Origin of the sequence: Ensifer sp. ENS03, assembly GCF_014852035.1 — a bacterium.
Classification (GTDB): domain Bacteria; phylum Pseudomonadota; class Alphaproteobacteria; order Rhizobiales; family Rhizobiaceae; genus Ensifer; species Ensifer adhaerens.
This window is the reverse complement of sequence record NZ_JACVAV010000011.1, coordinates 87,951-109,957: the sequence shown is the minus strand read 5'-3', so window position 1 is coordinate 109,957 and position 22,007 is coordinate 87,951. Positions and strand designations below refer to the sequence as shown.

General features: G+C 61.1%; 19 protein-coding genes. 9 read left to right on the top strand and 10 right to left on the bottom strand.

Annotation, left to right across the window (positions count from 1 at the left end; all coding sequences use genetic code 11):
• The first annotated feature begins 8 nt into the window (after positions 1 to 8).
• Complete coding sequence (locus IB263_RS28870; protein ID WP_034796315.1) at positions 9 to 905, top strand: LysR family transcriptional regulator; 897 nt, start codon at positions 9 to 11, stop codon at positions 903 to 905.
• A gap of 119 nt (positions 906 to 1,024) precedes the next feature.
• Here IB263_RS28870 and IB263_RS28865 read toward each other — a convergent pair whose 3' ends face one another.
• Positions 1,025 to 1,489 (bottom strand): substrate-binding domain-containing protein, encoded by a 465-nt coding sequence (locus IB263_RS28865; RefSeq protein WP_162727337.1) that lies wholly within the window; start codon positions 1,487 to 1,489, stop codon positions 1,025 to 1,027.
• A gap of 105 nt (positions 1,490 to 1,594) precedes the next feature.
• Between IB263_RS28865 and IB263_RS28860 the strand changes: the two genes are divergently transcribed.
• The 3 genes from IB263_RS28860 (at position 1,595) to IB263_RS28850 (ending at position 4,358) form a co-directional block, all read left to right on the top strand.
• Positions 1,595 to 2,206 carry a TetR/AcrR family transcriptional regulator gene (locus tag IB263_RS28860; RefSeq protein WP_034796319.1) on the top strand — a complete coding sequence of 204 codons (612 nt, stop codon included), beginning with the start codon at positions 1,595 to 1,597 and terminating at the stop codon, positions 2,204 to 2,206.
• Positions 2,206 to 3,078 (top strand): pyridoxamine 5'-phosphate oxidase family protein, encoded by an 873-nt coding sequence (locus tag IB263_RS28855; RefSeq protein WP_112985036.1) that lies wholly within the window; start codon positions 2,206 to 2,208, stop codon positions 3,076 to 3,078. The genes IB263_RS28860 and IB263_RS28855 overlap by 1 nt, the downstream gene beginning before the upstream one ends.
• 74 nt (positions 3,079 to 3,152) lie before the next feature.
• On the top strand, positions 3,153 to 4,358 hold the full coding sequence (locus IB263_RS28850) for an MFS transporter (protein ID WP_112985037.1): 1,206 nt from the start codon (positions 3,153 to 3,155) through the stop codon (positions 4,356 to 4,358).
• Between the two features lie 176 nt (positions 4,359 to 4,534).
• Here IB263_RS28850 and gcvA read toward each other — a convergent pair whose 3' ends face one another.
• Positions 4,535 to 5,464, bottom strand: coding sequence for a transcriptional regulator GcvA (gene gcvA, locus IB263_RS28845; protein ID WP_060580743.1), 930 nt, complete (start codon positions 5,462 to 5,464; stop codon positions 4,535 to 4,537).
• A 172-nt stretch (positions 5,465 to 5,636) separates the two neighbouring features.
• Here gcvA and IB263_RS28840 point away from each other — a divergent pair, with 172 nt between their 5' ends.
• From IB263_RS28840 to IB263_RS28825, 4 genes are all read left to right on the top strand, one after another.
• Positions 5,637 to 7,046 (top strand): amidase, encoded by a 1,410-nt coding sequence (locus tag IB263_RS28840; RefSeq protein WP_060530151.1) that lies wholly within the window; start codon positions 5,637 to 5,639, stop codon positions 7,044 to 7,046.
• Between the two features lie 15 nt (positions 7,047 to 7,061).
• Positions 7,062 to 8,309 carry an MFS transporter gene (locus IB263_RS28835; RefSeq protein ID WP_112985038.1) on the top strand — a complete coding sequence of 416 codons (1,248 nt, stop codon included), beginning with the start codon at positions 7,062 to 7,064 and terminating at the stop codon, positions 8,307 to 8,309.
• Positions 8,310 to 8,825: 516 nt separating this feature from the next.
• Positions 8,826 to 9,617: a phosphotransferase family protein gene (locus IB263_RS28830; RefSeq protein ID WP_162727338.1), complete on the top strand. Its 792-nt coding sequence runs from the start codon at positions 8,826 to 8,828 to the stop codon at positions 9,615 to 9,617.
• 217 nt (positions 9,618 to 9,834) lie between these two features.
• Positions 9,835 to 10,725 carry a hypothetical protein gene (locus IB263_RS28825; protein WP_112985040.1) on the top strand — a complete coding sequence of 297 codons (891 nt, stop codon included), beginning with the start codon at positions 9,835 to 9,837 and terminating at the stop codon, positions 10,723 to 10,725.
• Positions 10,726 to 10,748: 23 nt separating this feature from the next.
• On the opposite strand, the gene IB263_RS28820 is transcribed toward IB263_RS28825, so the two are convergent.
• On the bottom strand, positions 10,749 to 12,083 hold the full coding sequence (locus IB263_RS28820; RefSeq protein ID WP_112985041.1) for a sorbosone dehydrogenase family protein: 1,335 nt from the start codon (positions 12,081 to 12,083) through the stop codon (positions 10,749 to 10,751).
• 163 nt (positions 12,084 to 12,246) lie between these two features.
• On the opposite strand from IB263_RS28820, the gene IB263_RS28815 reads away from it, so the two are divergent.
• Entirely contained in the window at positions 12,247 to 13,539 is a 1,293-nt protein-coding gene (locus IB263_RS28815) for a DUF763 domain-containing protein (RefSeq protein WP_112985042.1), read from the top strand.
• Between the two features lie 82 nt (positions 13,540 to 13,621).
• Here the strand turns inward: IB263_RS28815 and IB263_RS28810 are convergent, their stop codons facing one another.
• The 7 genes from IB263_RS28810 to IB263_RS28780 form a co-directional block, all read right to left on the bottom strand.
• Positions 13,622 to 14,119: a hypothetical protein gene (locus IB263_RS28810; RefSeq protein ID WP_029742888.1), complete on the bottom strand. Its 498-nt coding sequence runs from the start codon at positions 14,117 to 14,119 to the stop codon at positions 13,622 to 13,624.
• Between the two features lie 159 nt (positions 14,120 to 14,278).
• Entirely contained in the window at positions 14,279 to 14,527 is a 249-nt protein-coding gene (locus IB263_RS28805) for a hypothetical protein (RefSeq protein WP_029742887.1), read from the bottom strand.
• A 131-nt stretch (positions 14,528 to 14,658) separates the two neighbouring features.
• Positions 14,659 to 15,705, bottom strand: a complete 1,047-nt coding sequence (locus IB263_RS28800; RefSeq protein ID WP_029742886.1) for a glutathione synthetase — start codon at positions 15,703 to 15,705, stop codon at positions 14,659 to 14,661.
• Between the two features lie 397 nt (positions 15,706 to 16,102).
• Positions 16,103 to 17,902, bottom strand: coding sequence for an NAD(P)/FAD-dependent oxidoreductase (locus IB263_RS28795; protein ID WP_029742885.1), 1,800 nt, complete (start codon positions 17,900 to 17,902; stop codon positions 16,103 to 16,105).
• A 67-nt stretch (positions 17,903 to 17,969) separates the two neighbouring features.
• A complete protein-coding gene (locus tag IB263_RS28790; RefSeq protein WP_029742884.1) occupies positions 17,970 to 19,043 on the bottom strand; it encodes a 2,3-butanediol dehydrogenase in 1,074 nt (357 codons plus the stop codon).
• A 163-nt stretch (positions 19,044 to 19,206) separates the two neighbouring features.
• On the bottom strand, positions 19,207 to 21,078 hold the full coding sequence (locus tag IB263_RS28785) for a sigma-54-dependent Fis family transcriptional regulator (protein ID WP_029742883.1): 1,872 nt from the start codon (positions 21,076 to 21,078) through the stop codon (positions 19,207 to 19,209).
• A gap of 193 nt (positions 21,079 to 21,271) precedes the next feature.
• A complete protein-coding gene (locus IB263_RS28780; protein ID WP_029742882.1) occupies positions 21,272 to 21,937 on the bottom strand; it encodes a TetR/AcrR family transcriptional regulator in 666 nt (221 codons plus the stop codon).
• Positions 21,938 to 22,007 lie beyond the last annotated feature (70 nt).

Sequence of the window (22,007 nt, the reverse complement as noted above, 5' to 3'; positions counted from 1 at the left end):
ATTCATGAATGAAGCGAGATGAACTGGGTGATCTTGTCGCGTTCCTGACGGTTGGCGAGGAACGTAGCTTCACCCGAGCGGCCGCCCGCCTCGGCACGTCCCAGTCGTCGCTCAGCCATACGGTGCGACGGCTTGAGGAGCGCATGGGCGTGCGCCTCTTGACCCGGACGACGCGCAATGTCGTGCCGACGGACGCAGGGGAACAACTGATGGAGACGCTGCGCCCGGCCTTCAACGACATTCGCAGCCGGCTCGACGCGCTGAGCGCGATGCGCCAGCAGCCGGGCGGCACCATCCGCATAACCTCGAGCCGCCACGCGGCCGAGACGATCCTCATGCCCGCCGTGAAAAGGCTGATGGCCGAGTATCGAGAGATCAGCGTCGAGATCTCGATCGACCAGCGCTTCGTCGATTTGGTCACTGAGCGCTATGATGCGGGTGTGCGGCTGGGCGAAAGCATCGAAAAGGACATGATCGCCGTCCGCATAGGTCCGGATCTCAGAATGGTGGTGGCGGGGTCGCCGGACTATTTTGCACGCTACCCCAGGCCTCAGACACCTCATGATCTGACGGGGCACAATTGCATCAATCTGCGCCTGCCCACGCTTGGCGGACTATACGCGTGGGAGTTCGAACGCGACGGTCGCCCGCTCAATGTCCGCGTCGAAGGGCAATTCGTCTCTAATGATGTGCCGATGATCATCGACGCGGCTTTAGGCGGCCTGGGCCTTGCCTGTCTTCCCGACGATCACTTGGGACCGCTCGTCAAATCGGGGCGGCTGGTGCCCGTGCTAGAAGATTGGTGCCCGCCTTTTCCCGGATTCCATCTCTACTATCCAAGCCGGCGGCTGGCGTCGCCCGCGTTTGCATTGCTGGTCGAGGCATTGCGCTTTCGCGGTGCCTAGCGTGCCGCGCCGGGCCGTGGACGAGCACTATCGATGATGTGGGACTGCGCTCGTTTTAGCGACCGCCAAGGGGCGAGGGAGCCGGGCAGGGCTCGGCTCCCCGTTGGTCCGTAGCGATATCAGGGCTGGTAGTCGGCAGGGGCGATGATCTTGCTGAAATCGTAGGAGGCGACCTTTTCGCGCGTCACCAGCAAAGCGGGGGCTTCAATGCGGCCCAGCACCTTGCCGCCTTCGATCGCGGCGGCCGCCCCGCGCATCGCATCGCGTCCCATCGACACTGCCGGCTGAAGCGACGCGCAGGTGAGCGTGCCCCTTTCAAGGGCGGCGCGCGCGTCGTCGTTGAGGTTCGAGGTCGAGACCTTGATCTTGTCGGTCGCCCCAGCCTGTGTCAGCGACTTGATCGACTCTACCGCCATGGTGTCGGCCGCGGTGAAGATGCCGTGAATGTCCGGGTGGCTCTTGGTCCAGTCGGTCGCCGCGATGCCCGCATCCTTGGTGCCGCCGGCCTTTTCGGCGACGATCTTGATCTCGGAAAATCGGCTTCGATGGTGCTCTTGAACCCGCTGACCCGAAGCTTGGCCCACATTTCGTCCGGACCGGGATTGCGTTCGTGCCGTCATTCCAATTGACAATATACATACGTATGTATATTTGTGGTCAGTATTGCGGATCGACGACCAGGAGACGGCATGAAGGCGAACGACAAGCGGAGGGAGCGCGGCGATCGCGCCCGGGCGAACATTCTTCATCACGCGACGCAGATCGCGTCGGTGGAGGGGCTGGAGGGATTGACGTTCGGACGGGTCGCGGCTGATGCCGGTGTGGCGAGAGGCAACGTTCAGGTTCTCTTTGGCGACCGGGAAGCCTTGCAGTTGGCGACGATCGAGAACGGCGTGGCACTTTATGCCGAAACGGTGGTTGGCCCCGCGATGGCACTCCCGACAGCGGTCGAGCGCCTGATCGCTCTGATTGAGGGATGGTACACATTCGTTGAGCAGCGAACACTACCCGGCGGCTGCCTGGTGCATGCGCTCAGCAGCGAGTATCGCACCCGGCCGGGAGAGATCCGCGACCGTGTCGAGCATCACCGGGCCGAGGCGAGACAGCGTATCGTCGATCTGGCAAACGCGGCGATCAACGCAGGCGAGCTTCAAGGCGGCATTGATGTTGGCGTGCTGGCCTTCGAACTGACGTCCTACCAGGCATCGGCCAATGTGGCAGCGCTCATGGGGGAGCCTGAGCAGTTCGAGCTGGCACGCCGTGCGTCCAGGGAGCGCCTTGCCGCGGCACGGGGTGTGTGATGGACAACGACCCCTTTCACGCCGGAGAGCAGCAACTCCAGAGCCTCTTTGCCGTCCGTGAGCAACTGGCCGGGTCGCGCGCGATACAGGCGAGCCTGCCACCCGGCTTTGCGGATTTCCTTGCGGAACTGCACTATGTCGTTCTTGCCGTGCCTGACCGGGAGGGGCGGATCTGGGTCACCATGGTCTTCGGTCGGCCCGGCTTTCTGAGCGCACCAGATGCCATGCGTGTGCGTGTCGCAGCACGCCCTGACGCCGCAGATCCAGTGGCTCGTGGCATTGTCGAGGGAACTCCGATCGCGATCCTTGCGATCGATCTTTCGACCCGGCGGCGCATCCGCGTCAACGGTAGCGTAGGTCGGGTGGGTCAAAGCGATTTTGTCGTCGACGTGCAGCAGGCCTTTGGAAACTGTCCGCAATACATTCGTCCGAGGGACGTTGAACAGGCGGTCGGCGCAAGTGGAGAGCCGCTTCTGATCTCGGCCGATACAAGTTTGGCTCGACGTGTCGTTGCTGGTGCCGATACGTTTTTCGTTGCGACCCGCGCCGCCTCCGATGCCGGCGGCGATATGGATGTTTCCCATCGCGGCGGTCCGCCTGGTTTCGTTCGGTGGGACGGCGAATGCCTGATCTGGCCGGAATATCGCGGCAACTACTATTTCAACACCCTCGGCAACCTGCTCGTCGATCCTGCCTGCTGTCTGCTGTTTCCTGATTTTGGCACGGGCGAGATGGTGGTCATGACCGGACACGCCGTGCTCGACGGCTTCGACGGCCGCCTGAGGCGCTCGCATGAGGGCATGCCGATGAACGGGCTGGTTCGCTTCAAGCCTGACCTCCTGATGAGCCGCACTGCGCTGGCGCGCCCGTAGTTCGATCCTATTCCAGTTTTGTCATTCGCATCTTGGCACCGGTCGTAACATGGCCGTGCCGGAAAGGTCTTGCCATGGTCAATGCCACGCTCGAAACCCCGCATGAGGCCGATCAGCCGCAGGCGACCAATCCATGGCTTTCGGTGTCGATGCTCGCCTTCGGCGTCTTCGTTGTCGGGACAGGTGAGTTCGTTCTGGCGGGCCTGTTGCCGCTTCTCAGCAGTTCGCTCGACATCGCGCCATCCGTTGCAGGGCAGGTCATTACGATTTTCGCTTTGACGTGCGCGATCGCGGGTCCGGTTCTCGTGGGCGTGACTGGCGGCTGGGAACGCCGAACCGTTCTCCTCGTCGCAGCCCTTGTCTATCTCTTCGGCAGTGTCTGGACCGCGCTTGCGCCAAGCTATGCGCAGGTTCTGATCGGTCAGGTCGTGGCGGCTCTTGGCGTCGGGCTGTTCGTGCCGACCGCCACTGTCACCGCCGCCGCCATGGTCCTGCGGGCACATCGGGGCAGGGCGATCGCTCTGGTCGTCAGCGGCTTTACGGCGGCCACTGCGCTTGGCGCGCCGCTGGGCACGGCTTTCGGCGGCGTGTTCGGCTGGCGATCGACCATGTGGCTTGCAACCGGGCTGGCAGCCCTCGGCGTCGTCGGCGTCGCCGTCTTCATTCCGAAGTCGATCAGGATCGCAACGACGACGGGCTTGCTGCAGCAGTTGCGGCTGCTGCGTAACCCGCAAATCCTGGCGGTCCTCGGAGTAACGCTCCTCGCCTTCACCGCGGTCTATCTGCCCTACACGTATATGGGCATCATCTTTGCGACCGCCACGCAAGGAAACAGCGTCTATCTGGCCGGCCTGATGGCGACGCTCGGCGTGATCGGCACGATCGGCAACCTGGGTGCCGGCATGCTTGCCGATAGGGTTGGCGGTCAGAAGGTTGTGGCAATCGCCTTGCTTTGGCTCATCGTCAGCATGCTGATCCTGCCGCTGACCACCGAGACGCTGGCATCGGCCTTCGCGATCATCGCATTCTACGGGATCGCCGCCTTTGCGATCACGACGCCGCAGCAACACCGGCTGATCTCGCTGAAACCGGAGGCCGCCGGCGTGCTGGTCTCGCTCAATCAGGCCATTCTCTACCTTGCCATTGCGCTATCCGGTTCGATCGGTGGGCTTGGAATAGAGTGGGCAGGTGCTGGCAATCTCGGCTTGGTGGCGGCAGCGCTGGCAGCGGCGGCATTGCTGTTATCGGCGTCGATGAGATCGAGTGCCGATCGGAGCTGACAGGCAGGCAACCCGCCGGGTGTTCGGGCACCTCGTGCCCGGCTTGCCCTCCCAGGCTATCCGCCGTGCCGCCGTGCAGGATAGAGCCAGGCAATCAAGAGAACTGCCATGGTGACGTCCGGTGCCGAGGCATCGCCATCGATCCGGACGCTGACCGTGCCACGGTCGGGAGCGCATCAGCCAGGACGGAGGCTGTTCTGAGCCGTGGACGTTTTGGCCAACGGCGTCTTCTCCACATTGAGTATCCAATCCCGGAAGGTCGCAATCTTTGGATTGTCCTGGGCGTGCTCGGGACACACCAGGTAATAGGCAAACTCGTCTATCAAAGCCGCGTCCAGGAGCTTCACCAACTCACCGCTGGCGAGTTCCGCTGCAATCATTGCAGCGGGCAGCAACCCTGCGCCATGGCCGGACAGGATCGCCTTCAAAATAAGGCTGCTATCGTCAAACGACGGACCGCGGGGAGAACGGAACTCTTCCACGCCATTTGCCTGGAACCAAAGGCTCCATCCCTTGCGGTCGGCATCATGGACATGCGGCCAGCGGATGAGATCGTCCGCGCATCGAGGGACGCCGAGGCGATCGACGAGATCAGGGGCTGCCACGGCGACCATCTCGACGGTTACGACGCGGTCGCTGCGCAAGCCCGGATAACGGCCGGCACCATGACGCACCGCGACATCGACGCTGCCGCGGGAGAAATCGGCAAGGGTGCTGCTTGCGACGATTTGGAGATCGATTTCGGGGCTGATCTCCTGGAAGGAGTGCATGCGCGGCAAGAGCCATGCCGATGCGAAGAATGGCGTGACGCTGACTGTCAGCATGCCGCTGTCGTTGGAGGCCATAACGCGTCGCGAGGCTTCGGCAATCTGGCGAAAGGCATTGCGGACCGCTGGCAGATAGTCCCGGCCCGCATCGGTCAAATAGATGCCGCGTGTCACTCGTTCAAACAGCTTCACGCCAAGATGCGTCTCGAGCGATTTCAACATCTGGCTGACCGCGCCCGGAGTGACGCAAAGCTCGTCGGCCGCCATCTTGACCGAGAGATGGCGGGCGGCGGCCTCGAAAGCCTTCAGGGCATTGAGCGGGGGAAGGTGGCGGCTCATGATTTAGATTTTCTAAGTTATAGGGATGATTAAATCTGGTTTGTCGGCCGAGTATTATGTGCTTTATCACATTAAACTGTGCTTGTCTCGCTCCTCACGAGGAACAGGAGGCGCGATCGAAGGTAGATAGATTTTCTAATGTATTTCGCTCACCGCAGTCGGGAAAAATTGAATGACGATAGTTTCGGATGATTTCACTTTGCTCAGCCTCACGGAGATCGGAGACAGAATCAAAAGAGGGAGCATTTCCTCGCTGGCGATCACCGAGGCGCAGCTTCGGCGCATCGCGCGACTGGAACCGGACCTCCACGCCTATGCGCAGGTGATGGACACAAGCGCGCTGGAACAGGCGAAGGTGGCGGATGAGGAAATCGCCGCTGGACGCCATCGCGGCCCGCTGCACGGCGTTCCGATCGCCGTCAAAGACCTGTGCTGGATCGAAGGCGTGCCAACCAGGGCTGGCACACTCGTCCATGGCAATTTTGTTCCGGACGAAGACGCCACTGTCGTCAGACGCCTCAGGCAAGCAGGCGCGATCATTATCGGCAAGACGCAAATGACCGAGGGAGCGTATTCGGACTACCATCCGGCAATAACCCCGTCTGTCAATCCGTGGAGCGCGGACTACTGGACCGGGATTTCCTCGAGCGGTTCAGCTGTCGCGGCGGCAGCGGGCCTTTGTTTCGGTGCGATCGCGTCCGACACCGGCGGCTCGATCCGCTGGCCGGCGGCCGCAAATGGTGTCACGGGCCTCAAACCGACATGGGGGCGCGTCAGCCGGCACGGCGTTTTCGATCTCGCTCCCTCCCTCGACCACCTCGGTACGATTGCGCGAAGCGCCATGGATGCGGGGATCATTCTTGCCGCCATCGCGGGAAGTGATCCGAAGGACCCGACGGCGGCGGCGCAACCGGTGCCGGATTTCGCTTCCGCTTCGCGAAGCGGGGTCGGCGGTCTGCGGATAGGCTTTGATCCAGGGTGGAACAGCGAGGACGTGGAGCCTCAGACACAGGCCGCACTCGCCGCTGCCTCGGACGTTTTTTCCGATCTTGGCGCGCACATGGTCGAGATCAGGTTCCCGGACGTGAGCCAGGCCGTTGCCGATTGGGTGCCGAACTGCGCCGTGGAGGCGGCAGCCGTTCACGCGCGAGACTTTGCTGCGAACAAAGACTTGTACGGGCCTATCCTTGCCGGCGTCATTGAAAAGGGCAAAGCCGTCTCGGAGGCGGAGTATCAGCAGATCCTTCTGCGACGCGCGATTTTCCGCCGTGACGTCGAAGCCTTGTTTGCATCCGTCGACCTGATTTTGACCCCGGTTCAGCCGTTCGCTCCCCTGACACTCGCTGCCATCGCGACACTTGGTGAGCAGCCGGATCTGATCGCTAGGCTGCAGCGCTATACCTGCCCCCTCGATATGAGCGGCCATCCGGCACTGACTTTCCCTGCAGGTGTCGCAAAGGACGAGATGCCGATCGGCCTTCAATTGCTGGCTGGTCAGTTCCAGGAACTGACCCTTGTGCGCGCCGGAGCGGCATTCCAGGGGCATACGGCTTGGCACCAGAGACACCCGGGAAAAGGGTGACGGAGACGAACGATCATGAACGCTCACCGCCAGCGCCAAGGCATCTTCTACGGATGGGTCGTCGTCGCCGCGACGTTTACGCTGACATTCGTAGGTTTTGGTAGCGCCTATACCTTCAGCGCCTTCATCGAGGTATTGCAGCAGGATCTCGGGGCATCGCGTGGCTCCGTTTCGCTTGTTTTTTCTTTGGCAGGGTTTTTGTACTTCGCCCTGGGCGTGATTTCCGGTCCCCTTGCGGATCGGTTCGGAGCAAGATCGCTTTGCGTTGTCGGCATGGTGCTTGTCGGCTTCGGCCTCGCCTTGGCGGGCCAGGCGCGCACCATCGCCGAGGTCTATGCCGCCTATGGGCTCGGAATAGGTCTGGGCGTGGGATGTGCCTATGTGCCGGCCCTTGGGGCCGTGCAGCGCTGGTTCGTCGCGCGACGTGGCCTGGCATCGGGTCTTGCGGTCAGCGGTATCGGCTTGGGCACGCTTGTCATGCCGCCGCTGGCGACTTGGTTGATCGCCGCTTTGGGCTGGAGAGAGGCCTATCTGGTGCTCGGTGGAGCGGCCGCGGCCTTCGGCATAGGCGCCGCATTGCTGCTCGAAAACGATCCGGGGCGACGTGGTCTTCGGCCGGACGGAGTCTTCGTCGAACCGGGCGTCGTGAATTCGGCGGCAAAGGAGGGCGTTTCGGTCAAGGATGCGATACGGACTCGGCAATTTGTCGGCATGTATGTCGCATGCCTGTTGAGTGCAGTCGGCGTGTTCGTTCCCTTTGTTCATCTCGTCCCGTTTGCAGTCGATCACCAGATCGCTCCGACGGTCGCCGTCCTCCTCCTGAGCGCGATCGGCGTTGGGAGCACTGCGGGGCGCTTCTGCCTTGGGGGGCTTGCCGATCGTTTGGGTCGCGACACTTTCCTGGCGGCAATGTACGCGGGCATCGCCGTGTCGCTTGCGGTTTGGGCCTCTGCGACCGGGCTTTTGGCCCTTGTTGCCTTCGCTCTGTTGTTCGGATTGTTCTACGGTGGCTGGGTCGCGGTGCTGCCGGCCGTGGTTGCCGATCATTTCGGCCGCCGCAATGTGGGCGGGATCATCGGGCTTCTTTACACGAGCGTCGCAATCGGCACGCTGATCGGCCCGAGCCTCGCCGGCTTTATCTACGACGCCAGCCACAGTTACTTCCCGGCCATTGCGATCAGCGGAGGCGCCAACGCGGTGGCCGCGCTTGTGGCGATCGTGACCATCGGTCTCAAATCAAGAACGGCCGCGGAAGGGCTTTGAACTGGCGGTGCAGTTTTTTCGTCCGTTTCGCAATTGGATATCGCTGCCATGCGTTCGCATTGCTTGCGATAAATTGCTAACGATACAACCAATGAGATATGGTCGAGGGTGAGGGAACGAATGCCGTTCCATCCCTTGCGCGTTTCGCTTGCCGTCACGCATGGCCCCAATCGAAGCCGGCCGAAGAATGGGCCTCGATACTTTGTGAGGGGGCGGTTGCGCAGGTGCCAGGAGCACGAGCCCAACACCCCCCTTTAGCGGGCGCAGTATTTCAGCCAGCCCGTCGGCCATGGACTTCGTCTCGGTGTCGGTCTTATCCGGCCGTCATCGCGAAGAATAGCGGCTACAGAATTCAGACGTGCGGCCAGGGCCTGCCGGGTGGGATTGCAAAGGACGAACGCAGTGAAGGATCTATCCCTAGAGCCAATCGCGACCGCCTCCGTTGAGAGGGAAGTCGACGCCACTCGTGGGGGTACCGATGCGATGCCCCTTCAGAGGATCGTTGCGGAACTTGGCTTGCCATCCGAGCCTCCGGCTGTCCTGATCGGCTCGGGGCAGAACTCGGTGGCCTACGAGCTTGACGGCAGGATCCTTCGATTGCCGCGTCATTGCGGCGCTGAACGCGACCTGGTGCGCGAAGCCGCGGCGCTTCGCGCGGTGCGGCCGCTTCTCCCGGTGCCGGTACCTGATCTTGAGGTGCGCCGCATCGACGGCCAATTCGTCTCGCTGCACGCCAAGATCTTGGGCGAACCGCTTTCGGACCTGACCGGCCTGAGGATAGGCGCACAGAGGGTTTTGGCCGCGGATCTTGCCGCCTTTCTAAAGGCTCTGCATTCGCTCCCCATCGACAGCGTGGAGGCCGAGCCTGCCGAGGCGTCTTCATCCGAGTGGAATGGCCTTTTGGCGCAATGCGAAGCGGTGGCCTTTCCTCTGCTTTCGCCTGATGTCGTCACCGGTCTGCGGAAGCGCTTTTCCGACTTTTTGGCGACCTGCAACGCGCTTCCGCAGTGCCTTATTCACGGGGATTTTGGGACCGGAAACATTCTCGTCGATCGCGGCAGACTTTCAGGCGTCATCGATTTCTCCGGCTGCGGCCCCGGCGACCCAGCTTACGATTTTGCGAGCCTCGCGGCAGGGCTTGGTGACCCGTTCGTCGACCTGGTGCTCGCGCACTTTTCCCCAGACACGGCGGCAAGGGATCGTATGGGTTTTTATCGAATGACCTTTCCGCTTCTCGACATTCTGTACGGCGTCGAAAACCGCGACCCGGAGACAGTCCGCGCGGGCGTGCACGCCTTTGCGGCGTAGTCCGCTCATCCTCTCACCGGGATTTGCTTCGGCCCACCTCATCCGAACGCGGTTCGATGTCCGCCATTGGGCGCGATGTGGACTTCGCGCCTCGGTTTACAGCATCGAAAAAGCCGTTCGGCTCTCGTTTTTTTGCGCAATCGGGGAACAGCGGGCCAAGCCTATTCGTTGAGTGAGACGGGAGAATGTGTCGGAACGAGGAGGGGTTCGCGAAGCAATGTCGGGTGAGCCATCAAATCGCCCCGGTGCGTATATTTCGTTTCCCTACGACCGAACCATGCTGGGAGAGTTTCGACGGGCTTTTCCCCGGGCCAGATGGAGCGACGATAGGCGCAATTGGTTTATTCCGGGCAAGACCGCCGACCGCCGGTTTACCAGATGGATGGACGGCCAATTGTCGGAACGAGATCCGTTCGGTGAATCAAAGGGCAGGGACGCTTACGACTTCGATCCCATCGGCAGCCCGTATCTGGTGGCAGGCGATGACCTTTGCCTGCGGACACCTTTCTCCCGCACCATCGTTGAGGAATTGCGACAGGTGCCGTGGGCGCATTGGGATGACAATTCCAGGACGTGGCATGTTCCGTTCCGCTCCTACGAGGAATTGCGGAAACGGTGGCCTGTGATCGAAGCGGCCGCCCGCCGCAATGAACCGGATGCACGAAAGCAACGCCGACTTGCGTCGCGGGGGTCCGCCGAGGAACTGGAAGCGAGAAGTCGCAGCGTCGAACGAAGAAGACGACGATACCCTGTTCCTACGGCTTTTCCACCGCGGCTCGGGCGCGCCGTCTCCACTGAAACCTACGGCGTCATAATATTCATCGGGATTTCACAGGAGATTGTCCCTCGAACCTTCTCCTGCTCGTATCCATTCATGAACAATAGCCTGATGGAGTTTGTCTGGGCCTCCTGGCGGCCCGCAACACTGTCGGAATTGATCTCTGTATGGCCGGCACGCACCGGTCCCGATCATCGCAGCGGCTGGTGGCTTCCAGATCTGGAGGAATTGCGGGTTTCCAGGAAACAGGCCCGAACTCAAGAGCGCCGGCGCGCGGCATCCCGTTCTCATCGGGCGATTGCCGACGCGGGACGACCAAATGCACATTGATCGCTTTTGAAACAGGCAAAAGGTCATTCTCTGCTGACACGCCACACGACATTGCCGACATCGTCGGCAACCAGCAAACTACCCGTCTTATCGATTGCCACGCCGGCCGGGCGCCCCATGGCGCTGCCGCCTTTGCCGACGAACCCGGTGAGGACATCTTTTGGCCGGCCGCTGGGCTTGCCATTCAAAAACGGGACGAAGATGACCTTGTAGCCGCTGGGTACGCTTCGGTTCCAGGAGCCATGCTGTCCAACGAATGCGCCGTTCGAATAGGTGGGGCCGAGCGACGAGCCCCTCGAGAACACCAGTCCCAATGATGCCGTGTGGGCGCCCAGCGCGTAGTCGGGCTTGATGGCCCTTGCGACGAGGTCAGGACGCTGCGGCCTGACGCGGGTGTCGACGTTCTGGCCGAAGTAGCTGTAGGGCCAGCCATAGAAGGCGCCATCGCGCACGGATGTCATGTAGTCCGGGACGAGATCGTCACCGAGTTCGTCGCGTTCGTTGACCGCGACCCACAGCTTTCCATTCTGAGGGTTCCAGGAGAGCCCGTTGGGATTGCGCAGGCCCGAGGCGAAGGGGCGCATGTGGCCGCTTGCCTTGTCGATCTCGAGCACGGCTGCACGGTGCCGTTCGACGGCCATGCCGTTTTCGGCAACATTGCTGTTGGAGCCGACCGTAACGTAGAGCTTGCGGCCGTCCGGGCTTGCGATCACATCCTTGGTCCAATGGTGATTGAGATCGCCGGCCGGTAGATCCGCGATCTTTTGCGGCGGCGCCGTGATCCGGGTCTGTCCGTTCGAATAGGGGAAGGCGACGAGACCGTCGGTGTTGGCGACATAGAGCTTGCCCCGCGACAGCGTCATGCCGAAAGGCGAGTTGAGACCTTCGGCGAACGTGGTCCGCAGGTCGGCCACCCCGTCGCCATCGGTGTCGCGAAGCAGCGTGATCCTGTTTGCGCTTGGTGTGGCGGCGCCAGCGCGCTTCATGGCCGCGCTCATGAAGACCTTCTTCAGGCTGAAGCCCTCGTCGTGTTTGGCCGGAGCATTGCTTTCGGCCACCAGAACGTCACCGTTGGGAAGGACGCGCAGCCAGCGCGGATGGTCAAAATTCGTCGCAAAGGCGTTGACCTTCAATCCTTTGGCAGCGAGTGGATGTTCTCCGCCCCGCCACCCGGTCGCATCGGCGATGTTGACCGTCGGGATCACGGTTGGGCGTGGTTTTGGCAGAACCGGATCCGAACCGTATCCAACCTTGCCGGTGTTGCTCGCTGTCTGCCTGGCTGAGACGTTGGCGCAACCCGCCAGTAAAGCTGCGGTTAGGAGGATGACGACTGCCGCACACGGGAAACGGTTTTGCATTGGAAGGCCTCCGCAGGGATTGGCCCATCTCATCGTGAGACGCAACGGCGCCTCGCAACATTCCAACCACAAAACAGCAAGGGTTGCGACTTGTTCCCGGCGGTAGGAACGTTTGAAGAACTTTCCCCTGTCACAATGCCTGTAAGCGGCCTATAAGACACGAATGGTTCAGCGAGCTGGAAGTGCAGATCTCCCTCTTCATGGCGGCAGGGTTCCCCCGTGGCTCGGCGATCGCATGACGAAGCTCGGGACGATCATCGCCGAAGCCATCGTCATCGAATACGGCCGTGACGAGTTTCTGCGCCGTCTGGCCCATCCTTTCTGGTTCCAGTCCTTCGGCTGCGTCATGGGCATGGATTGGCACTCATCCGGCATCACCACCAGCGTCATCGGCGCTCTCAAGCGCGGTCTCGCTCCTCGTTCGCGGGATCTCGGGATAAGCGTCTGCGGCGGTCGCGGACGACATTCGCGGCAGACGCCAGACGAACTGATCGCCATCGGCAACCGCGTCGGCATCGATGGTGCCGGCCTTGCGGCCACCAGCCGGCTTGTTGCAAAGGTCGATAGTGCCGCGGTCCAGGACGGCTTCGACCTTTACCTGCACGGTTTCATCGTCGCTGACGATGGCAAATGGGTGGTGGTACAGCAAGGCATGAACGGCGATAAACGCCAGGCCCGGCGCTATCATTGGTTGTCGGAGGGCGTTTCCAGCTTCGTCGACTCTCCCCATGCGGCGATCGAGGGAAAAGGTCAGGGGGAAATCGTCAATCTCGCAGACAGACGGGCTGCCGCATCACGCCACGGGCAGCTTGAGCTTTTGGCATCGCTTGGGCCTGACCGAATTGTCCGGGAAGTCGTCGCTCTGGATCCAAAGGTTAAACCGAAGGAGGCCGATCAGCCGTTGCTCCCACATCTCGTGATGCCGGCACATCACGACGTACGGGAGGAAAACGTCAATATGCGACGGCTGCATGCGACACTTTCTGCGGCTGCCGATCGCGGGCCGGAAGATTTCGAGCAGCTTTTGATGGTTCCGGGCGTCGGTGCCCGCACGGTCAACGCGCTCGCGATGGTGGCTGAAGTCGTTCATGGCGCGCCTTGCCGTTTCGCCGATCCGGCCCGGTTTTCGCTTGCGCACGGCGGCAAGGACCGCCATCCGTTTCCCGTGCCCCTCAAGGTGTACGACCACACGATCGCGGTCATGCGATCGGCCGTGACGAAAGCGCGGCTCGGACTTGGCGAGGAACTGGAGGCGCTGAAGCGTCTTGACGACCAGGCACGGCAGCTCGAAAGATACGCCACCGGCCCGGACCTCAAGGAAATTGTTGCCGGAGAGTTTCGCCACTCGCCCGAATGGGGCGGTCGCAGTGTGTTTGGATGGGAGGAGACTGGCGGATCGGCCGAGCAGAGGTCGCTGGAACCGACGCCGTCGAACGCTCACCGTCAGGCACGCTAGAAAATCGAGTGGCCGGCGCTGGTTCAGCGAGATGAGCTTCAGTCGAGGGGCGGGAGCGAGATATTCCTTGGGGAAGGATGCCTTAGCCGATGTTCTCTCCCACCTCCAATAGATAAGCGTCATAGCCGAACAACAAATCCTGGCTCAGGTCCTTGCCGTCGAACCGCGCTATAAAGTCGTCAAGGTCGGCCTGACGCGAGAAGCCCATCGCCATGGCAGACATGCTTTCGATGTCGCCCTCTTCGTCCTCGTAAGTCGCGCTCATCTCCAGGACGCCCAACCGATCGAAGTTCGCTTGCATGTGGAATGAAAGCCAGACCAGGTATTCCAGCGGGTAACCGGGGTTCCTCCCGTATGTCACCACAAAGGGATAAGCTGAACGGAACCGGCTGGCCAGAACTTCGCCATCGGTGGCAAAGACGAGCAGATCGCTATCCTCCTCGAGGTTGTGAAGTTCGATCGTCAAATCATGCTTGCGCAACGCGACATAGCCGCCAAGTCGGTCCCACGGCAAGGAAGTCAAGATGATCTCGCGCCATCGTGTGATGGCGACATCGAGATCGGTGCGGACCAAGAACATGAAGAAACCCTACAGCGTCAGGACACAATCAAGAGCTTTCAGCCTTGCATAGTGCACGCTGTAGTCAATAGATATTAGCGGCGCCTAAATTCATGGTAAGGAGGGAGTTATTATGATTTGAGAGGCGCCGGCGAACATCAGCTTCGCCTGCTGGCGGATCTATCGCCAGTATCCCCGCCCGTTATCGACCGATGACCGTCCCACGACGTAGCCGATGGTAAAGGCGAGGGCGCCGATCAGCAATCCGAGAGTGGTCGCGGTGTGAGGATGATCTGCTGCGGCAGTCGCGACAGCGGTCGTCTCTCTCTTCACTGCTTCGGTGGCTGTCTGCGCAGCTTTTCGCACGCCAGCGAGAGGTTCTTCGGGTGTGCCGGTAAAGCCGGCTTTTAGATCGTCGCCTTTTGCCATCGCCTTCTTCTCCTATCGCGCATGTAGGAGAAACCAAGGACAGCGCCATCGGTTCCGAAGCCTTGGAAAGATCTTTTTTAAAGCACCAATTTGCTAGCGACCTTGTGCCCAGAGTGTTCTTGGGCAAAGCCCTAGTGGGTCGACAGGATCCGGTTGTTCAACGCTCCTTGATACGTCTTCCTGGTCGCAATTTTGTTCTCCAGCGACTCGAGGATGTCTTCGCAGAAGTCGACGTCGTAGAGCTCACGAATGGTCTGGAGACCACCGGGTGTGAATACGTTGATCTCAAGCAGCTTGTCGCCGACGATGTCGAGGCCGACCAGGAACATGCCATCTTCGACAAGCTTCGGGCGCAAGGTCTCGGCGATCGCCAGCATTTCCTTTGTCACATGCGCCCGTTTTGGCGTCCCACGCGCGTGAATATTGGAGCGTACGTCTCCCTTCGCGGGAACGCGCCTGAACGCAGCGTAGACGTCGCCGCGCTGCAAGGGTCGCCCGTTCATGAGAAACAATCTGGTATCTCCTTCCGACGCCTTCGGAAGGTAACATTGCGCAATGAGATAGCCGACCTCACCCACCGCATCGATGATTTGATTGAGGTTGGATTCGGTGCTGCTTCCGACCCGAAAAACGTTCTTGCCGCCAGATCCCTGTAGCGGTTTGATGATTACGCCGTCTGAATGATCGTCGATAAACGCCCTGATCTCCTCGATGTCCTTGGAAATCAAAGTGGTCGGACGAACGATGGCCGGGAAATCCTGGAAGTAAAGCTTGTCTTGCGCCAAGGCCAGACCACATGGGTCGTTGACGACGATCGTGCCTCTTTCTGCGGCAAGCCGACCAAAATTTGCACCCGCATGCGCGGCCCAGGGGCGAGTATCGGCATCCAGCGACGGATCGTTCCGTAAGAACAGAACATCCACCTCTTCAACATTGACAAGGGCTCTTTGCTGTTCGGGCGCGATCAAAGCGCGTAGCAGAGTTTCGGACTTCTTGGGGCGTGCGTCGCCAAGATGTGCCGCCCGGATCATCAATGCGTCGTCGGGCCCAAGTATGAAGTCACCCGGCGTGATGTAGAGGACCTCATGGCCACGAGCAAGCGCAGCAAGCGCCAAGGATGTTGTCGTATAGGACGGCCTTTCGGTTTCGATCGCGTTGACAAGGAAGGCGATGCGCATGGGGGCTCCTGGCTTAAGACAAGGGTGCAACCGGCCACACCCGGTACAATGGCCCCGAAGGCGACTTTAGGGGCCCGAAGCGTGTGGGGCTCGCGTTAGACCCAACCTGAAGACGACATGAAGGATCCGTTGCGTTAACGCTCCTCGCTGCTACTGGTTCCTGTCAGTCTTAATTGTCTCCGCAGATGCGCCCTAACCCGATGGCCAGGGTTCCAGCTAGGTGATGTCTCTAATGTTCGGACCGGAGGGTCTGGCAAGTCTCGGACGAGGATTAAGTGCGGGCTCAGCGTCAATCTCCTGGCTATGTCCGCATGGCACACAGCCGCACTGGGGTGCCTGCACGCGGACACGACCGACAGGCAGAGGGCGCTCAAGCTCCCTCTGCCTCTTAAATGGTTCAGCGCTTGTGATGGACGCTTTGCAGACCGTAAACCGGCGTCTGAATACCCTCCAATCGTGCCTTCAGTTGCAGTGACAGGTACTGCGAATAATGGCGCGATTGGTGCAAGTTACCACCATGGAACCACAGGGCATCCTGTTGCGTGGGCTTCCACATGTTGCGCTGCTCGCCCTCCCAGGGGCCGGGGTCCTTCGGCGTATCGGAGCCAAGTCCCCAGACCTTGCCGACCCTGTCGGCTGTCTCCTGGTCGATGAGATCGGCGACCCAGCCATTCATCGAGCCGTAGCCCGTGGCATAGACGATGACGTCGGCCGGGATCTCCTTGCCGTCAGCCAGTTTTATCGAGGTTTCGGTGATCTCTTCCACCTGTCCTGCGGCAAGCTTCACCTTGCCGTCGATGATCAGCTGCGACGCGCCGATATCGATGTAGTATCCGGACCCGCGGCGCAGGTACTTCATGAAGAGACCTGAGCCATCCGCGCCCCAATCGAGTTGGAAGCCCGCCTTTTCCAGCGCCGCGTAGAAATCGGCGTCGCGCTCGCGCATCTTGTCGTAAAGCGGGATCTGGAACTCGTGCATGATCCGGTAGGGAAGCGACGCGAAGATGAGATCCGCCTTGCCCGTCGTTACGCCGTTGGCCAGCGCCTGTTCCGAATAAAGCCCACCGAGGCCGATATCCATCAGCGTGTCGGACTTGACGATATGGGTCGTCGAGCGCTGGATCATCGTGACGTCGACGCCCGCCTCGTACAGCGCGGCACAGATGTCGTGGGCCGAATTGTTGGAACCGATCACAACGACCTTCTTGCCCTTGTAGCCATCCGGCCCCGGGTGCTGCGAGGAATGATGCTGGTCACCAACAAAGCGCTCACGGCCGTTGAAATTCGGAATGTTGGCCTTGCCGGACATGCCGGTCGCAAAGACGAGCTGCTTTGGCCGCAACACCACTTCCTCACCGTCGCGGTCAACGACGATGGTCCATTCCTTCGCGGCTTCGTCCCATTTTGCCGATTTGGCGGTGGAGCGTGTCCAGTAGTTCAGCTCCATCACCTTGGTATAGAATTCCAGCCAGTCGCCAATCTTGTCCTTCGGTGCGAAGACCGGCCAGTTCTTCGGGAAATCGATGTAGGGCAGGTGGTCGTACCAGACGGGGTCATGCAGGCAGAGCGACTTGTAGCGCTTGCGCCAGCTGTCGCCTGGCCGGTCGTTCTTTTCGAGGATGATGGTGGGCACGCCAAGTTGGCGAAGCCGGGCCCCGAGCGCAATGCCGCCCTGTCCGCCGCCGATGATCACGACATAGGGTTGCGTCTCATAGCCGAGCGTGCGCTCCTCGTGCTCGCGCTCCTCCTTCCAGGTTTTCGTGCCGACATTCTGGCCGTGCTTGGCGCCAAGTGGCCGGGTAAAGCCGGATTTCTCCTCGTGGCCCTTGAGTTCGGCCAGTGCCGTCAGCAGCGTCCAGATCAGGCCGTTCTTGATGCGCACGAGGCCGTAGCCGCGTCCCGTCGCAGTCTCGAACGAGATCCAGCTTTCAAGCACGCCATCCGCCTCGGTTGCTTCTTCGCCGGCGGCGACGCGCCAGTTGGAGGGTTTTGCAGAGGCAAGCTGTGCCTGAAGCATGTCGCGCACCTCGTCCCGGCCTTCGACAGTCTTGAGGTTCCAGGTGAAGGCGACGAGGTCGCGCCAGTAGCATTCCTCTGCAAAGAGGTTGACCGCATCGTCGATACGGCCGGTTTCGAGTGCAGCGCCAAGGGCATCAAGCTGTGCCTGAACGCGGGTGGTGGGGGTCTTCTCGAGCATCCTTTATCCTCCTGCTCTGTGATGACAAACGGAACGGCTCCTCAACCGTCCCGCAATGGGGACCGGCCTAACGCTTGAGGTCGATCAGTATTTTCAGGTGCGTACCGGCGGGATCGAGCAACTGGTCGAACCCTGCCGAAACAGCTTCGCTCAGTGAGACATGTTTGGTGACGATGCGGCGAGCCGGTATTTGGCCGCTCGCGATCAGGCGCGCCACGCGCGGCCAGTAGTGGGTCGGATAGGCCCAGGAACCGCGGATATCGATGTCCTTGAAGGTCACGTCAAACCAGTTCAGCGGGTTCTCGCCTGGATGAAGGCCGGTCTGCACGACGACGCCCTGCTTGCGCACTGCGCTCGCGCAGTTCTTGAGCGCATGTTCGTTGCCGACGCATTCGATGGCGACATCGCAGCCAACGCCGCCCTCGGTTTCGGCCTGGACAACATCGCTGACCTTTTCGATCTTGGGATTGATGGTGCGGACCTCGCGGAGTGCTTCCTTCGCCAGTGAAAGCCGCGTCTCGTTGAGATCGGAGAGAAAAATCTTCGACGCGCCGGCTGCCCGCGCTGCCATGGCAACGAGAATGCCGATCGGTCCTGCGCCCGTGACCAGCACGCTGTTGCCGGCGGTGACGCTGCCGCGATCGCACGCATATACGGCGACTGCGGTCGGCTCTATCAGCGCGGCTTCTTCGTCGGATAGCGCATCGGGAATGGGCTGGACATTGTAGTCGTTGAGCAGCGCCGCTTCCGCCATTCCGCCGGAGTGCCAGGATAGGCCGGCCAGTGCCAGGTTGGCGCTCAGGTGAAACAGACCACGATCGGCATAATAGTCTCCGCGGCGCGGCATGATCAGCGGCTGGACGGAGACCCTGTCGCCCGGCTTCACATGGCTAACCCCTTCGCCGATCGCCTTCACGACGCCGCCGAATTCATGGCCGAGGATCTGCGGTCCATGAGCACCCGTGAAGGGATGCGGTTCCTTCGGGATGAAGATCGGGCCATAGGCGTATTCGTGCAGATCGGTCCCGCAGATGCCGCAGAAACGATTTTCCACCAGTACTTCACCGGGGCCAGGGGCAGGCGGAGCGTCGACATCGTCAATGCGTAGGTCCTTGGCGGCGTGAAAGCGCAGAGCTTTCATTGTGTTTCCTCCTGTTTGTTCTTGCACAGGAGAGGCAGCAAGCAGCATGCCAGATCGCAACTGCGTCTATTTTGTTTGTGATATCAGCGGCTTGAAACGTGACGGGAGCGAAAGTCACTGAAAATGCAACAGTCCGGGTGCAACAGGTGTTGCAGGCGTTGCGTCAGTTGAGCCGCTTCAGACGGCGGTGGATCGTGGAACGGTTGACGCCGAGCTTTCTCGCAAGCGCCGAAACGTTGTCGCCGCAGTCCTTGAGTGCCTGGCGTAACGCATCATCCTCGCCGGGCAACGAGTGGATGGCTTCGGAGAAGAGATGTTCCGGCAGGCACTCGCTATCGATGAGACCATTTTCGGAAAGGGCCGCGGCCACGCGCAGAACATTGGAAAGCTCACGCAGATTTCCGGGCCATTCATGCGCGAGCAAGGCCGCCCGAGCCGTCTTGTCGATGCGGTAGGACTCGTGGTTCTCCTTCTCGACACGAGCGCGTAATTGATCGATCAGCCAGCTAAGATCCTGACGCTCTCGCAAGGCGGGGAGCGAGAGCGTGGCGGCGTTCAGGCGGTAATAGAGGTCTTCCCGGAAACGGCCCTGCTTAACCAGTTCCGCCAGATCGCGGTGGGAGGCGGAGACGACGCGCAGGCGGATTGGCCGGGCCTTCAGCGCCCCAATCGGCTGGATCTCATTTTCCGAGAGCACGCGCAACAGCCGGCTTTGCAGCGTGAACGGCATGTCGCCGATCTCGTCGAGGAACAGGGTGCCACCGTCCGCATCCTCGATCAGGCCGCGCTTACCTTTCTGGCTGGCGCCCGTGAAGGCACCGGGTGCGTAGCCGAACAGTTCGGATTCGATGAGATGTTCGGGAATGGCTGCGCAATTTACGGCGACGAAATTGCCATTGTCGCCGCAGCTGTCATGGATCGCGCGAGCAAGATACTCCTTGCCGCTGCCCGTCTCCCCTTGAATGAGAATTGGGATGCGGCGTGTGGCCAATTTTGCCGCGCGGGTCTGCACCCGTTCCATTGTCGCGTCGCCCTGGCTGAGATCGCGCAGGGCCCGGGGGAGGCGCGCTTCGGGCGCGGCGGGCGTGCGCAGGCTGACGACGGGCGCGATGGCGCTGGCGAATAGGACTAGGCCGCTCTTGGCTCTCAGCAAGCGTTCGCCGTTCGGACGTCCGCGCATGAAGTTTGGCAAATCGTCCACGTCGATATCGAACACCTCCGAGAGCGGAAGGCCGAGGAAATTGCGTGTCTGGAGGCCGCGGATGTTCATCGAGCGGGCGAGTGCGCCGAAGCCACCATGGGTCATACCGGTGATGCGGCCGCTGCCGTCGAGGGCGATGGCGGCGTCCGGGTCGACATCCAGGAATTCCGGGGAGCGGGCAAGCCGCAGGACCCAGTCGTTGCGGGTGCGGGTCATGAGGTTGGCAAGCTCGATCCGCCGCGCAGTGGCGGATACCAGATGCAGCGCCAGCTGCTGGCTTGCCTTGGCAGTGGGCGACCGGAGCTGGGAGATGTCGAGCACGGCGGTCAGGTCGCCAAGCGTGTCGAAGACCGGCGCCGCCGTACAGGTCAGACCGATATGGCTCGCGTCGAAATGGTCGTCCTGATGGATGATGACCGGCTGGCCGGAGACGATGCACGCCCCGACGGCACAGGTGCCCGCCCGGCTCTCAGACCACTCCGAGCCGAGATAGAGGCCCGCCTTGCGCAGCTGATTGTCGAAGGTCGGATCCCCCATGAAATCGACGGTGACGCCGCGGGCATCGGACAGCAACAGGACATAGTTCTGTTCGGCGACTTGGTTGAACAGCCCTTCAAGCCCGGAACGCCCGATGCGGATCAGTTCTTCCGCCTGTTCGCGATGCTCGCGCAGCTTCGATCCCGGAACGATATAGGCTTCCTGCGCGATCGTCGGATCCAGCTTGTAATCATTGAGGCAGCGAAGCCAGGATTGGACGACGGGCTCGTCGCGTGGGCTCGCGGCCCCGGAGGCGACTCGTTCTATCTCACGAATATGCGACAGCGACGTCGACATCGAGCGCCCTCCTGACGGGAAAGCTGACACACTCTCATCGACAACGTCAAGCCAACGGTGGACGGTGACGTGCGTCAGCCAAGCGCTTGCCGACGAGGCCTATCGAGGTCTGGGCTGCACGTCGTTGAGATCGGCAGCGTTCTGGCATTAACACCCCATTGCCTGAGTGCTTCCCATCCCATGCGCGATAGCCCTAGGATATGGGGTTCGCTGCCCCTTCCTCCGTCTGGAGGTAGCTGATCACGGCGTCGGCGATCATTCGGCGATGGCGGCCGATCGTGGCCGATTCGGAAAGATCCCTGCGAAAGATAGTTCCGAATGTATATCGGTTCGAAACCCGGAAGAAGCAGAAGGCACTGATCAGCATATGCACATCTATCGGGTCGGCTTTTCGCTTGAATGCACCCTCAGCGATACCGCGTTCCAGAATGCCCGCGATCGTTTCGATGACCGAGACATTCAGATCACGGATCGCTTCCGACCGCAGCATATGCGCTGCGTGGTGGATGTTTTCGATGCTGACCAATCGCACAAAGTCGGGATTGGCCTCGTCGTGGTCGAATGTGCTGGAAATTAGCGTACGCAACGCCTCTTCCGGGGCAAGGCTTGAAAGCTTCAGGTCCTCCTCGAGCGTGCGGATCTTGCGATAGGCGCGCTCAAGCACGGACAGGTAAAGTCCCTCCTTGCCCCCGAAATAGTAATAGATCATGCGCTTGGAGGTTCGGGTCCGTTCTGCGATCGCGTCAACGCGTCCGCCCGCAAGGCCGTGTGTGGAGAACTCTTCCGTGGCGACGACAAGGATGTCTTCCTTGGTGCGTTCCGGATCGTTCTTCCGACTTGCCTCAACCCGCCCCGCCATTCTTTTTGATCACTCCCCCGGCACTCGCCGAAATTTTCCAATGAAACCAAATCGAAACGGGCGAGCGCAG

What these genes read in the sequence shown, in the direction of transcription:
- IB263_RS28835 (WP_112985038.1), top strand. Translation starts at nt 7,062, where the DNA reads ATGAACGCTCACCGCCAGCGCCAAGGCATCTTCTACGGATGGGTCGTC.
- IB263_RS28785 (WP_029742883.1), bottom strand. Translation starts at nt 21,078, where the DNA reads ATGTCGACGTCGCTGTCGCATATTCGTGAGATAGAACGAGTCGCCTCC.
- IB263_RS28820 (WP_112985041.1), bottom strand. Translation starts at nt 12,083, where the DNA reads ATGCAAAACCGTTTCCCGTGTGCGGCAGTCGTCATCCTCCTAACCGCA.
- IB263_RS28780 (WP_029742882.1), bottom strand. Translation starts at nt 21,937, where the DNA reads ATGGCGGGGCGGGTTGAGGCAAGTCGGAAGAACGATCCGGAACGCACC.
- IB263_RS28850 (WP_112985037.1), top strand. Translation starts at nt 3,153, where the DNA reads ATGGTCAATGCCACGCTCGAAACCCCGCATGAGGCCGATCAGCCGCAG.
- IB263_RS28795 (WP_029742885.1), bottom strand. Translation starts at nt 17,902, where the DNA reads ATGCTCGAGAAGACCCCCACCACCCGCGTTCAGGCACAGCTTGATGCC.
- IB263_RS28790 (WP_029742884.1), bottom strand. Translation starts at nt 19,043, where the DNA reads ATGAAAGCTCTGCGCTTTCACGCCGCCAAGGACCTACGCATTGACGAT.
- IB263_RS28855 (WP_112985036.1), top strand. Translation starts at nt 2,206, where the DNA reads ATGGACAACGACCCCTTTCACGCCGGAGAGCAGCAACTCCAGAGCCTC.
- IB263_RS28810 (WP_029742888.1), bottom strand. Translation starts at nt 14,119, where the DNA reads ATGTTCTTGGTCCGCACCGATCTCGATGTCGCCATCACACGATGGCGC.
- IB263_RS28825 (WP_112985040.1), top strand. Translation starts at nt 9,835, where the DNA reads ATGTCGGGTGAGCCATCAAATCGCCCCGGTGCGTATATTTCGTTTCCC.
- IB263_RS28840 (WP_060530151.1), top strand. Translation starts at nt 5,637, where the DNA reads ATGACGATAGTTTCGGATGATTTCACTTTGCTCAGCCTCACGGAGATC.
- IB263_RS28870 (WP_034796315.1), top strand. Translation starts at nt 9, where the DNA reads ATGAAGCGAGATGAACTGGGTGATCTTGTCGCGTTCCTGACGGTTGGC.
- gcvA (WP_060580743.1), bottom strand. Translation starts at nt 5,464, where the DNA reads ATGAGCCGCCACCTTCCCCCGCTCAATGCCCTGAAGGCTTTCGAGGCC.
- IB263_RS28800 (WP_029742886.1), bottom strand. Translation starts at nt 15,705, where the DNA reads ATGCGCATCGCCTTCCTTGTCAACGCGATCGAAACCGAAAGGCCGTCC.
- IB263_RS28860 (WP_034796319.1), top strand. Translation starts at nt 1,595, where the DNA reads ATGAAGGCGAACGACAAGCGGAGGGAGCGCGGCGATCGCGCCCGGGCG.
- IB263_RS28805 (WP_029742887.1), bottom strand. Translation starts at nt 14,527, where the DNA reads ATGGCAAAAGGCGACGATCTAAAAGCCGGCTTTACCGGCACACCCGAA.
- IB263_RS28815 (WP_112985042.1), top strand. Translation starts at nt 12,247, where the DNA reads ATGGTTCAGCGAGCTGGAAGTGCAGATCTCCCTCTTCATGGCGGCAGG.